The sequence below is a fragment of the Dehalococcoidia bacterium genome, from assembly GCA_022449765.1.
Classification (GTDB): domain Bacteria; phylum Chloroflexota; class Dehalococcoidia; order Lucifugimonadales; family Australimonadaceae; genus UBA2963.
In genome coordinates this window covers 25,839-37,657 of the sequence record JAKUPZ010000010.1, presented here as the reverse complement: position 1 = coordinate 37,657, position 11,819 = coordinate 25,839, and the positions used below count along the sequence as shown (strand labels likewise).

Here is an 11,819-nt window from a genome sequence, read left to right as displayed (position 1 = left end):
TAGTACCTGACATTAGAATTGAGAGGGAGTTCATGTCTAATTCATCGAATACTGCTATATTAGTTATCTCTGTTACCACAAGTACTGGGCAAATTATTCAGCACGCATACCCTGCCCCGAACACACCTGAAGGTGTTGCTGACTTAATAGCAAGAACGACCAGTAGAATAGATGATGCGTTCAATCCCTCTACGCCTAGAGGGTTCATACTCGAAAATCCTGTCGTTATATACAATCTTGATCATGTGGTATCTATAAAAGTTGACGGGCTTTCAGAAAATCAACTTTCAGATATTGCGCATAAAACTGAACAACGATTGGGATTCCATATCACGTAACAGCACGTTTAATGGAGAAAAAAATGCTTGATGGAATAAAAGGTAAAGTTGCGATCGTCACAGGTGCGGGACGAGGTATAGGTCAGGGAGTCGCATTACGGCTTGCTCAAGAAGGAGCAAAATTAGTAATTAATGATCGAGACCAAGAACCATTAGACGAAACCATAAAACGCATCCAAAAAGATGGAGGAGAAGTAGTTGGCATTGCAGAATCAGTAACTGCAGACGATATAGGGGAAAAATTAGCGCAAAAAGCATTAGATACTTTTGGGGATATTCATATAGTAGTCCCTGCCGCGGGCTTCTTGTGGGACGGCATGATCCATCGAATGACTAATGAACAATTTGAAACGATAATAAATGTCCATCTAGGCGGGACTTTCAAAGTTGTACGTGATTCTTTCAAAATCATGCGTGAAAAGGCGCGAGAAGAAAAAGAAAACGGAACCACTGTACCAGCAAGAAGGATCGTCACTATCTCTTCTCTTTCCGGGTTTGGAAATCTAGGGCAGGCTAATTATTCCGCAGCAAAAGCAGGGATTGCCGGATTGACGCGTACAGTTGCCATAGAAGGTGCAATGTTCAATGTGCTAGCAAATTCACTTGCCTTCGGCCTTATAGATACCCGTATGACACGACCCATAGAATCACAAAACGAATATGTAGACGGAGCAGTTCAAGGAATTCCTGAAACCGCCCGGCAGAAAGCACTAGAAGAAATCCCATTGCATAGAGCAGGTTCTATTGAAGAAGCCGTAGGGCCAATAGTATTTTTCTGTTCTGATTTATCTACCTACACTACTGGTGCGTTGCTAGAAGTTAACGGTGGAGTCCACATAACTTAGAGGAATCAATTGGTACAATCTGTCGAACTTTACGAACCTAAACCGCGAATACACGTTGTCACTTTTTTTAGTTTGAAACGTTTTACCCAAACGCTCGCTTTCATGGGATTAAACATGAAGATTTACAAGTTCGCCCGATTGCAGCCGGGTTACTACGCTGGGGGGATAAGAGGTAAATGGTGGAATAAGCAATTTTATACCTATACGGTGTGGGAAGACCGAGATGCAATGCTTGCATTTGTAAACTCGGAGCCTCATAAAAAAGCTATACATCGAATAATGGAATTTGCAGGTACAGGCTCCTGTTTCTCTGAATTTGTCAGTGATTCCCCGCCTGACTGGGAAGTTGCAGAAACCCAGCTATTAAAACCTACAAAGTACTTCGTACCTTCTGGCATTGGTGATAGACGGTACCGCTAGTACAAATCTTTCATCCATCTTCTGAAAATTGAGTGAACCGCAACGAGTGAACCAATAGCTATTAACACAAAAAAAACAAGTGAGAAGCTCACCCCGTGTGCAACAATCGCAAACGCTGTGCCAGCAGCTGGTGGATGCTCAGTATTAATTGCAGCCATAGCTAACATGGACAAGCCAACTGCTATAGCAATGTAAAAGCTAAAAGCAACTCCAGAAACAGAGTTTGCGAACAATGCAAATGGAAGAGCGATAGCAATAGATACCAAATGACCGCCTATTACATGCCTGTGCCTAGCAGTATTACTATGAGGCGATATAAATAATATAAACGCCGTGGATGCAATCGCACCTACCACCACGGCTCTAGATGTGATTGAACCGGTGATCAAGTCAGCCGCCCAAATTGTTAAAGCCAATGTTAGAGTAGCTAAGCCAATTTGAGTCATATACAGACGCATTTTTGCTATATCTATCAATTAATTTCCTTCTCAGCGAAATAGCTTCAAAAACCTATCCTGGTATTCGTCAAAAACACCCCACCGTTCAAGCTCTTTATGAACCTCGGATGGTTCCAAATTCCCTTTTTTTGCTTCCTCAATCATCCATTCAATCCGACGTCGGGCACCCTTAGGAACTGATCCTTCCATTCTAAGTAAGCCATGAGATTTCATTTCGTCAGCATTCGCTCGTGCAGATTGTGCAGTTAATTCATATATAAATTTCATTAGTGAAACATCCCAGAGATCATCTAAACCCCTGATCACTGCTTCCAAAGGTTTATTCTCTTTATCCAATTTTTCAATAATCTTTTTTGTAACTTCCTCTTCCGAACCTGAAACTACGGAAGTCCCTCCACCATCATTCTTATACCTGTACATTAAACCAGGTTGATCAGGGCCAAATTCATCAATCAGATGCTGTAAAAATTTCCCAGCATTTTCACCAAATCCTTCATGATTCAGCAAATAATTAGGCGTCACTACTTGAGGTCGCTCAGCTCTTACTACTCCCTCTCGTACCACCGCTTCTTCAGAGCCTGATTCAATATGCAATTCTTCATACACGGGCGTGGTTACCAGATAATACTTTACCGATGTTATTCCAAACGTTGCCAAAGCTTGCTTAGGTGGCCTTACGACCCAAGTATGTTCTATTGCGTCAATTAATCGCTTATCCTGCTCATCCATTAAGTCATTATAACTGTAATGTTTACTGATAATCTCCTATCTGCCTTCTTTAAATTGGTCAGTCACCGATTGTCTTTTATTCCTCGCATAGGCAGACTCATATATACTTCGCTCGTGCTACATTATTCATTCTGGGTAAATAAAATTATGCAAAATCTACTGCAACCAGTTGAGTTAAAGAATGTCAGACTATGATGTCATTGTAATTGGGGCAGGACCAGGAGGCTACGTAGCTTCAATACGTGCGTCTCAATTAGGCCTGAAAACTCTATGCGTCGAAAAAGAAACCATAGGTGGCGTCTGCCTGAATTGGGGCTGCATTCCTTCAAAAACACTTCTTCGTAACGCTGAAATTTTGAATCTCGTAAAAAGAGCAGGGGATTTTGGAATTACCGTTGGGAATATAAGAGCAGATTACGCTAAGGGTTTTCAAAGGAGTCGGGAAGTGGTCGGAAGGCTCACAAAAGGAGTCGAGCAGCTTCTTATTAAAAATGCTGTAGAATTCCGTCAAGGTGCTGCTTATATTGATAATCCAAACCAAGTGACTGTTTCTGGCGAACAATATACGACTCGAAATGTGATCGTCGCTACCGGGGCAAGGCCAAAGGTTCCTGAAGGGGTTCTTATTGATGGTCAGATTGTAATGACCTCACTTGAAGCAATCCTCAGTGACATAGTTCCTGATCGTGTCGCGATAATAGGTGCTGGTGCAATAGGCGTAGAGTTTGCCTACCTGTACCAGAGCTACGGATCAAAAGTGACATTAATTGAATCGATGTCGCAAATTTTACCAAAAGAAGATGAGGAGATTTCAAAAGCTTTATCAAGGTCATTTCGCAAATTAGGAATTGAAATGCATACCAGCACCAGCGTCTCTGAATTGGTCTGTTTGGAAAATAAAGGTAGAATCACCCTTGATAGTCAAGGGACTAAGAAAGAATTTTGGGTTGATAGAGTTCTAGTTGCGACTGGAATCACACCCAATATTGAGAATATTGGAATAGAAAATGCTCAGGCCCATATTACGGATGGGTTTGTCTCAGTAGATGAAAATTTGCTTGTAAATGGGAAGAATGTATATGCAATCGGTGATATAAATGGGAGGATCCCTTTAGCACATGTGGCTCAAGCTGAAGGAGTCTTTGCAGCAGAACATATCGCGGGATTGGCACCACAGCCGTTAGACTATAATGCCATGCCAAGAGCAGTTTACTGTAACCCTCAAATTGCTAGCATAGGGTTAACAGAAAAAGAAGCCACCGATAAAGGTTATTCAGTTAAAGTAGGGAAGTTCCCTTTCTTGGCAAACGGGAAATCACTGACCGCCGATGAGCGTGAAGGGTTTGTTAAAATTGTTGGAGAAGCAAACACCGGAGAGTTACTCGGTGCTCATTTGATAGGACATGAGGTAACAGAATTACTTGGAGAGCTAAGTCTTACCCGTGCTTTAGATGGGACGACTCAAGAGTTAGGAGGGCTTGTAAAAGCCCATCCTAGTGCATCAGAAGTGATAAAAGAGGCAGCGCTTGCTACATATGAGAGCGCGCTTCATATTTAGATAGGATGTGGTTAGACCACAAGGGGAGGGAATTTATGAGCGAGAACAATTTTGATTTCGCATTAGCAATAGGTGGAGAGGCTGGGCAAGGTATCGCTACTCCAGGTGACACACTAGCTCGAATTATGGTTCGTCGGGGGCTTAATGTCCAAACATATAATGCATTCCAATCAATCATTCGTGGTGGTCATATCTTTTTGACAATCAGAGTTGCAGATAAAGAGATATATAGCCACGGAGATAAACTCGATATGCTGCTTGCTCTCAATCAAGATACTATGAATCGACATCTGCGCCTTTTAGGACCAGGAGCTGCGGCGTTATATAACAGTGACCAGATAACTCCAGGTGAAGCTGCTGCAGGAGTCCAGCTCTGCCCAATTCCAGTAAATGAACTTACAGGGTCTACAAGAGCAGGGCTAAACCAAAACACTGTTGCTCTTGGGGCCATGATGCACCTACTTGGACTAGATTTTTCTGTACTCGAAACAAGTATCACCCAGCAATTCGCGCGTAAGGGCGAGGATGTTGTCAACGACAATATTCGTGTAGCGTTGGCCGGGTATACTCACGCTCAGGAAAATTTTGAACCTTACACCGCACCCCTTCCCCAAGGAGGTGAGCCACAAGCAATGTGGTCGGGTAATGATGCAATCGCAATGGGAGGGGCTGCTGCAGGTGTAAAATTTTATGCAGCTTATCCAATGAGTCCATCTACTGGAGTCCTACACTGGTATGCACAAAATGCCCGAAATCTAGGAATTATGGTTAGGCAAGTTGAGGATGAAATTGGAGTCGCCAACATGGTTATTGGAGCAGCACATACTGGTGTACGGTCCATGTGTGCAACCTCTGGTGGCGGTTTTGCATTAATGACTGAAGCCGTGGGTGCGGCTGCAATGATGGAAATACCTTGCGTTTACGTGAACGTACAGCGTGCCGGACCATCTACCGGTGTTCCCACTAAAACTGAACAGGGCGATCTATGGCAAGCTCTTGGAGCAAGCCAAGGCGATTTTGAGCGTTTTATAGTTGCTCCCAAGGATGCTTTAGATGCATTTAATACTATTCCTGAAGTGTTTAATCTGACCGACAAACTTCAATGCCCTGCTATTGTTCTTTCAGATCTACTTATTTCAGAAGGACGATTCAGCGTAGACCCAAAACATATCAATTTCCAACCTGTGATTGATCGCGGGCAGTTGATTACAGAACCGACCTCCGATGAAGGTAGGTACCTACGGTACAAGGAAACCGATACAGGGGTTTCACCACGGGCTGTTCCTGGTGTTAAAGGGCATGTTCATACTGTAGCCACTGATGAGCATGAAGAGAATTCGGGGCTTTTATCTGATGAGTTTACTAACCCGCATAAAAGAAGGGCTTCTGTTGAGAAGCGCGCAAGGAAATTTGCCAATGCAAGTTCCTTGATGGATCCTCCAGAAATAGACGGAGATGCTAATGCAGAAGTAACATTAGTAGGTTGGGGATCAACCGAAGGAGTGATTAGGGAAGCTATCGATCAGCTCGCAGAAAAAGGTACAATTGCCAATCAATTAGCAATTAAATGGATTGTTCCATTTCATGCGGACGAAATTATGAGCTCCTTATCCGGTAAGAATTTCATAATTGTAGAAAATAACTACTCGGGTCAATTTGCTCGGTACTTAAGGAGCGAGACTGGCCTTACAGCAAACGGTCACATACGCAAATACGATGGTGAACCTTTTGCTCCGCACCATATCGCTGACGGCGTTGCGGAAATACTAACAAATGGCACGGAAATCTTTATACCCGACCAAGAAGTGATTGTTTAGCCCAGAGGTAATTATGACAGATAAAATTATTGAATTAACAGCAAAAGATTTTAAAGGTGACGTAGAGCCAGACTGGTGCCCAGGCTGTGGCGATTTTGGGGTCTTAAATAGCCTACAAAGAGCAGCAGCGGAATTAGGGCTTCAGCCTCATGAAATAGTCACAGTAAGCGGGATAGGCTGTTCCTCTAATTTACCCGGGTACATTAACACTTACGGAATGCACACATTACACGGCCGCTCCTTAGCCTTTGCTACAGGTGTAAAAATGGCCAACCATGAATTGACCGTAATTGCAGCAGGTGGAGACGGGGATGGTTATGGAATCGGAGGTAATCATTTCACTCATACTGCACGCCGAAACGTAGACTTAACTTATGTCGTCATGAACAATCAAATATACGGATTAACTACTGGGCAAATTTCTCCCACTAGTCGTCCGGGGCAAAAGACGAAAAGCACTCCATTCGGTAGTGTGGAATATCCCCTGAACCCTATTACTTCGGCCATTATGAATGGCGCAACGTACGTCGCTCAAGGCTATTCAGGCGACATAAAACATCTGACTGAACTTATAAAAGGCGGTATTGAGCACAAAGGATTTTCGTTAATTAACGTATATAGTCCTTGTGTGACTTTCAATTTAGACAATACACACGCATTTTTTAAATCTCGTATTAAAAAATTAGAAGATGAAGGCCATGATGCTACTGATTGGGTTGCCGCATGTGAAAAAGCTATGGTCTGGGGAGATCAAATATATATAGGGAAATTCTTTGACATTAACGAAAAAGAATCTCTCAATGAACTAGAACCAGTCCTGAAAGAAGGCCCTGTTTCAAAACGGCAGGGTGGAGTCTCTGAAGAACAGGCAGAGCGAATAATCCAACGCATGATGTAAATTTACTAGGATGCCTTTAACACCCGAACAAAAAGCTGAAATTGAAGCACTACGAAAGATTCAATACACAACGCGTAGAGCTACGGTTCCCGCAATAGAAGAAATCCTATACCAACCATTCGATGTTTTAGACAATGGATTTATTAGAGTCATAGATTACATGGGTGATGATGCTGCAATAGTTCAGGCAGCACGCGTTTCATATGGGCGAGGAACTAAGCAAACTCGCGATGACCAGGGGTTAATCAACTACTTGATGAGAAATGCACACACTTCCCCTTTTGAAATGTGCGCAATAAAACTGCATGTGAAACTTCCTATATTCGTTGCTCGACAATGGATACGGCACAGAATGGCTAATGTAAATGAATACTCCGCACGATATTCCGTTTTAGACAACGAATTCTACACGCCTCCCATTGAACAATTATCAGCACAGTCTTCAGTGAATAAACAGGGTAGAGAAAGTTCCTTAGGTACCAATCGTGCCGAGCAAATTTTAGACCTGCTTAAAAGCGATGCCAGTCAATCATTCGACCATTATTTTCAAATGCTAAATCGCAATCAAGAAGGGAAAGAGATAATCCCTGGAGAAACCGGCCTTGCTCGGGAGCTTGCTCGTATAGGATTACCGCTGAGCACCTATACACAGTGGTACTGGAAGATAGATCTGCATAACCTGCTGCATTTTGTGAACTTGCGTGCTGACAGTCACGCGCAGTGGGAAATCCAAGAATACGCGCGCATCATGCTAAATATCCTGCAATTATGGGTCCCGCTTGTAACTAAAGCTTTCATTAATTATCGGACAGGTGGAGCCCATCTTAGCGAAGAAGGATTATCTGTAGTAAGAATGCTATTAGCAGGGGAGCAAATAGACCCTGAAAACTTAAAAATGTCCCCAAGAGAGTGGCGAGAGCTTAAAAATCTTTTAGCTTTAGAATAAATAAAAAGGCCTCCAAATGGAGGCCTTTTTATTTAACTTATCTCATGAAAATTATGCCACAGCTCGCAATGGTCTTCTATTGTAAAGGATTGCTCCACTTAGCATCATCAACATCCCGATTGCTAAAGTGACCCATATAACATTCATTAACATCGAATCACCAGTAGCAGGGGGTGTACCCACTACTAAATTCATCTTGCCAATGTCCTGTACATTGGTGTAAAGGCCGGCGGATCCATTCCCTGAATCATCACCATTCACTAACTGTCCAGCAGCGGCTTTTACATTATCTAATTCCAATTCGAGCGCTAGGCCTGTTGCAGTCGCAGCGGCCGCACGAGAAGAGGTAGCATTCAACTTATCAGCAATTGCTATTACATTTGAAGCTGAGGAAACTACAGCATCCGCAGCAGTAGAGATTAGAGTATCTCCCGCGGCATTTGCCTTAATATCGCCTGCTTGAACAGATATATTCTCGGCAGTAGCTTTCAAGGCACCTAAAGCGTCAATAACTGCCTGTGCACCAGACGTTTGACTTGCAAGATCACTAGAGGCTTCGGCAGTATTAGCACTCGATAGAATGGAATTCGCCTGCGTCCTCAACTGGCCAGCTTCTCCCAGCAAAGTTCCAATGGCATCAGATGTAGCTGATGGGACAAAGTCACCATACGCAACATTACCTGAATCAGCTGAGGAATCATCTGGTTTCGGTTCTATCGTTACTAGGAACGTCTTGTAATCGGCCAGCAGGTCAGCATTTGAAGGGCTAACATAGGTCCCTTTAAGGTCAGGACCAGGCCCATAAACCCCAACGCTCAATTTAGTGCCTGCTTCATCTACAAGCCATCCTTGGTACGTTGAACCAGCAGATAGAACTGTTGCACCCGTGATATTCACTACAAAACTATCGCTTTGTGCACTTGCATCACGGAAGTTAGCAGAACCGCCAAGTACGGATGCGCTACTGTGATCAGCAAAAGCACTTACAGTAGTAAGCATTGTTAACAAAAACACACTGGCAAAACTTAAAAACAATTTTCGGCGCATTGTATTCGCCTCCCTCTGGGCATGGATCTAGCAATTTTGAGATTACTCAAATCGAATCCGCAAAACCACTGAAAATTACTAGTATTAGCACCTTTTCAAAGAATACTAGCCGCAGCATTATAGTACATACTTATTAAACTACCATAGGTATGATTACAGATAAACATTAATCTTTTTATAGAAGGCTATTTTATTTACCTATATCCGCATATTCTTTTTGATCTATACTACCGATTGCATAGATCAAATTAACGTCAGGGGAGCTGGATTTCCGGCTGAGAGGCCCTTCGGGCGACCCTAGAACCTGATCTGGTTAATTCCAGTGTAGGAAGAACAAAATTGTTCCCCGACCACTCACTGGAGTGGTCTTTTTTGTAGAAGGAGTACTTGATACATGAATCTTATGATTTTCATCTTAGTTGTTGCAGTAACACTGAGTATGATGGCTCTGGGGCTGATTTTCTCAAAGTCCCGGCAAAATATTGAGGAGTATATATCCGCACGTTCAAGCATGGGCAGGTTTTCTTCAATGGCCACAATAGTCGCTTCAGTCATGGGCGCATGGATTTTATTTAGCCCTGCAGAAGCAGCCACTTGGGCAGGACTTATTGCGGTTATTGGGTATGCATTAGGCCAGGCTGCACCTGTATTAGCATTTATATTTGTCGGACCAAGGGTAAGGAAATTGGCCCCAAACGGTCACTCCTTAAGTGAATTTACATGGTTCCGTTTCGGCCGTCTTATGTACGCACTGATACTCGCAATAACCATGCTTTATATGTTTACTTTCCTTGCAGCAGAAATGGGAGCAATTGCTCGTGCTGTACGACTTGTAACCGATGCTCCTTTAATCATAACTTTGATTTTCGTAGGCGCTTCAACAATGATCTATACAACCTACGGAGGTCTTCGCGCTTCAATTTTCACTGACAAAATCCAATTTCTTCTCATAATACCTTTGCTCGGAATTATTCTAATTGCCACTATCTCCCAGCTTGGGGGGTGGGGAGAGTCTTTTGCTTCAGTAAGAAATTCAAATGATTCCTTACTGAAGCTTAGCCATCAGCCGGGTATAGAGTTTGGAATAACACTTTTCATAGCAATTTTAGCTGCGAATTTATTTCACCAAGGCTTCTGGCAAAGGATATACGCAGCCAAATCAATAGGAGATGCACAAAGAGGTTTTCTTGCAGCTTCCATAATTATTATCCCAATGATTATTGCTGCGGGTCTCTTTGGCCTATGGGCGGTTGGAGCAGGCCTTGTCGATAGCGATAGGCCCGGCTCGATTGCGCTATTCTCGCTAGCCTTGGAAGTATTGCCTCAGTGGACACTCTTTCTGCTAGTCGCTTTAGCTGTCGTACTTGTTATGAGTAGCATGGACACTTTATTAAATGGTATAGCAAGTATAATTACAGCAGATTTGCCTCGATTAAAACCGTCACTTCCCACAACTCATCTACTAAAGGTCGCAAGAATAGTCACTGCGGTCCTGATAATCCCCGCCGCGCTCATTGGGTACGCTTTCGATAGCGTCCTATATTTGTTTTTAATTGCAGATTTGGTTTGTGCAGGGGCAATGGTGCCTACTTTTTCAGGCCTCTGGTTAAGTAAAATTAGAGGAACACATGCGGCCATAAGCTCTATTTTAGGTATATCCACTGGAGCATTGTTTTTCCCTAAATCGGATCTGTCAGGGTGGTGGACATGGGATGCACTTTCAGAATTTTGGCACATCCTTGCCTCTGGTAACTTACTGGCAAGCTTCACCATAGCAATAATTATCTCAACTAGCTGCACTTTAGTTTTTTCAATATGGTCACGCTTTGCTAAAACTGAAGACTTTCAATTTAAAGAATTAAGTAATCAGATAAAAGCACTCGAAAATTCCTAAAAGGACGTTAATTCTTAAATGCAAAATCAACAGCCAATAGCTTTAACCATTGCAGGTTCGGACTCTGGAGCAGGCGCGGGGGTACAAGCCGATCTTAAAACTTTTGCTTCGCTAGGTGTCTATGGAGTAACGGCAATAACTGCAATTACTTCTCAAAATACCGTTGGCGTGCATGACTCAATCGAATTACCCGTCAGTATTATTGAAAGTCAAATAGATGCACTAATGTCTGACTTCCAACCATTGGCAGTTAAAACAGGGATGCTCTCAAGTGCTCAAATTGTTGAATCGGTAGTTTCCAAAATTCAAGAACATCGCATGGGTAACCTAATAGTAGACCCTGTAATGATAGCTAAAGGAGGTGATCGTTTATTGAATGAAGATGCAGTGGACGCTTTGATCAAATTATTAATACCTCTTTCGTTAATTATCACTCCAAACGCTCATGAAGCAGAGGTATTGTCACACATAAAAATTCACTCCCTAGAAGATGCTCAGCGTGCAGCTGAAGTAATTCATAATCTCGGAGCCCGCAATGTTGTAGTAAAAGGCGGGCATTTTGGAGACGACGCAACTGACGTTCTTTTCGACGGCTCTGAGTACTTTACATTCTCAACCGGAAGAGTAACAACAAGCTCTACACATGGAACAGGATGCACTTTCTCATCAGCCATTGCAGCAGGTGTAGCGTCTGGAAAATCTATTTATGAATCTGTATCTATTGCAAAAAAATATGTTTATCAAGCTATTTCAAATGCAGTCCCAATTGGGCAAGGATATGGCCCGCTTAATCACCTCTATAACCGTTACGATCACGTGTTCGAATAGGATGCAAACTAACCTGGACTATTGACCTTGGTTTAATCCTG

12 protein-coding genes and 1 riboswitch are annotated in these 11,819 nt (G+C 42.9%); of the genes, 9 read left to right on the top strand and 3 right to left on the bottom strand.

The window, feature by feature from the left end:
• Window positions 1-32 precede the first annotated feature (32 nt).
• From MK127_05835 to MK127_05825, 3 genes are all read left to right on the top strand, one after another.
• Complete coding sequence (locus tag MK127_05835; protein ID MCH2532311.1) at window positions 33-338, top strand: hypothetical protein; 306 nt, start codon at window positions 33-35, stop codon at window positions 336-338.
• 23 nt (window positions 339-361) lie between these two features.
• A complete protein-coding gene (locus tag MK127_05830) occupies window positions 362-1,183 on the top strand; it encodes an SDR family oxidoreductase (protein MCH2532310.1) in 822 nt (273 codons plus the stop codon).
• 114 nt (window positions 1,184-1,297) lie between these two features.
• Window positions 1,298-1,603 carry an antibiotic biosynthesis monooxygenase gene (locus tag MK127_05825; protein ID MCH2532309.1) on the top strand — a complete coding sequence of 102 codons (306 nt, stop codon included), beginning with the start codon at window positions 1,298-1,300 and terminating at the stop codon, window positions 1,601-1,603.
• Here the strand turns inward: MK127_05825 and MK127_05820 are convergent.
• Both MK127_05820 and MK127_05815 read right to left on the bottom strand, forming a co-directional pair.
• Entirely contained in the window at window positions 1,600-2,079 is a 480-nt protein-coding gene (locus MK127_05820) for an HPP family protein (protein MCH2532308.1), read from the bottom strand. The genes MK127_05825 and MK127_05820 overlap by 4 nt on opposite strands.
• Window positions 2,080-2,091: 12 nt before the next feature.
• Window positions 2,092-2,790 carry a hypothetical protein gene (locus MK127_05815; protein ID MCH2532307.1) on the bottom strand — a complete coding sequence of 233 codons (699 nt, stop codon included), beginning with the start codon at window positions 2,788-2,790 and terminating at the stop codon, window positions 2,092-2,094.
• Between the two features lie 181 nt (window positions 2,791-2,971).
• Between MK127_05815 and lpdA the strand changes: the two genes are divergently transcribed.
• The 4 genes from lpdA to thyX are packed head-to-tail and all read left to right on the top strand — an operon-like array spanning window position 2,972 to window position 8,009.
• Window positions 2,972-4,348 (top strand): dihydrolipoyl dehydrogenase, encoded by a 1,377-nt coding sequence (gene lpdA, locus MK127_05810; protein ID MCH2532306.1) that lies wholly within the window; start codon window positions 2,972-2,974, stop codon window positions 4,346-4,348.
• Between the two features lie 35 nt (window positions 4,349-4,383).
• Window positions 4,384-6,165 (top strand): 2-oxoacid:acceptor oxidoreductase subunit alpha, encoded by a 1,782-nt coding sequence (locus MK127_05805; GenBank protein ID MCH2532305.1) that lies wholly within the window; start codon window positions 4,384-4,386, stop codon window positions 6,163-6,165.
• A gap of 13 nt (window positions 6,166-6,178) precedes the next feature.
• A complete protein-coding gene (locus MK127_05800) occupies window positions 6,179-7,063 on the top strand; it encodes a 2-oxoacid:ferredoxin oxidoreductase subunit beta (GenBank protein ID MCH2532304.1) in 885 nt (294 codons plus the stop codon).
• A gap of 10 nt (window positions 7,064-7,073) precedes the next feature.
• Window positions 7,074-8,009 (top strand): FAD-dependent thymidylate synthase, encoded by a 936-nt coding sequence (gene thyX / locus MK127_05795; GenBank protein MCH2532303.1) that lies wholly within the window; start codon window positions 7,074-7,076, stop codon window positions 8,007-8,009.
• 51 nt (window positions 8,010-8,060) lie between these two features.
• Here thyX and MK127_05790 read toward each other — a convergent pair whose 3' ends face one another.
• Window positions 8,061-9,056, bottom strand: a complete 996-nt coding sequence (locus tag MK127_05790) for an anti-sigma factor (protein MCH2532302.1) — start codon at window positions 9,054-9,056, stop codon at window positions 8,061-8,063.
• A 246-nt stretch (window positions 9,057-9,302) separates the two neighbouring features.
• A riboswitch (TPP riboswitch) is annotated at window positions 9,303-9,405 on the top strand.
• A gap of 45 nt (window positions 9,406-9,450) precedes the next feature.
• Between MK127_05790 and MK127_05785 the strand changes: the two genes are divergently transcribed.
• Both MK127_05785 and thiD read left to right on the top strand, forming a co-directional pair.
• On the top strand, window positions 9,451-10,950 hold the full coding sequence (locus tag MK127_05785; GenBank protein MCH2532301.1) for a Na+/proline symporter: 1,500 nt from the start codon (window positions 9,451-9,453) through the stop codon (window positions 10,948-10,950).
• A gap of 18 nt (window positions 10,951-10,968) precedes the next feature.
• Entirely contained in the window at window positions 10,969-11,778 is an 810-nt protein-coding gene (gene thiD, locus MK127_05780) for a bifunctional hydroxymethylpyrimidine kinase/phosphomethylpyrimidine kinase (GenBank protein MCH2532300.1), read from the top strand.
• Window positions 11,779-11,819: the final 41 nt, after the last annotated feature.

Coding starts and splice junctions, on each gene's coding strand:
- MK127_05830 (MCH2532310.1), top strand. CDS start 362: ATGCTTGATGGAATAAAAGGTAAAGTTGCGATCGTCACAGGTGCGGGA.
- lpdA (MCH2532306.1), top strand. CDS start 2,972: ATGTCAGACTATGATGTCATTGTAATTGGGGCAGGACCAGGAGGCTAC.
- MK127_05805 (MCH2532305.1), top strand. CDS start 4,384: ATGAGCGAGAACAATTTTGATTTCGCATTAGCAATAGGTGGAGAGGCT.
- MK127_05790 (MCH2532302.1), bottom strand. CDS start 9,056: ATGCGCCGAAAATTGTTTTTAAGTTTTGCCAGTGTGTTTTTGTTAACA.
- MK127_05835 (MCH2532311.1), top strand. CDS start 33: ATGTCTAATTCATCGAATACTGCTATATTAGTTATCTCTGTTACCACA.
- MK127_05785 (MCH2532301.1), top strand. CDS start 9,451: ATGAATCTTATGATTTTCATCTTAGTTGTTGCAGTAACACTGAGTATG.
- MK127_05800 (MCH2532304.1), top strand. CDS start 6,179: ATGACAGATAAAATTATTGAATTAACAGCAAAAGATTTTAAAGGTGAC.
- MK127_05825 (MCH2532309.1), top strand. CDS start 1,298: ATGAAGATTTACAAGTTCGCCCGATTGCAGCCGGGTTACTACGCTGGG.
- thiD (MCH2532300.1), top strand. CDS start 10,969: ATGCAAAATCAACAGCCAATAGCTTTAACCATTGCAGGTTCGGACTCT.
- thyX (MCH2532303.1), top strand. CDS start 7,074: ATGCCTTTAACACCCGAACAAAAAGCTGAAATTGAAGCACTACGAAAG.
- MK127_05815 (MCH2532307.1), bottom strand. CDS start 2,790: ATGGATGAGCAGGATAAGCGATTAATTGACGCAATAGAACATACTTGG.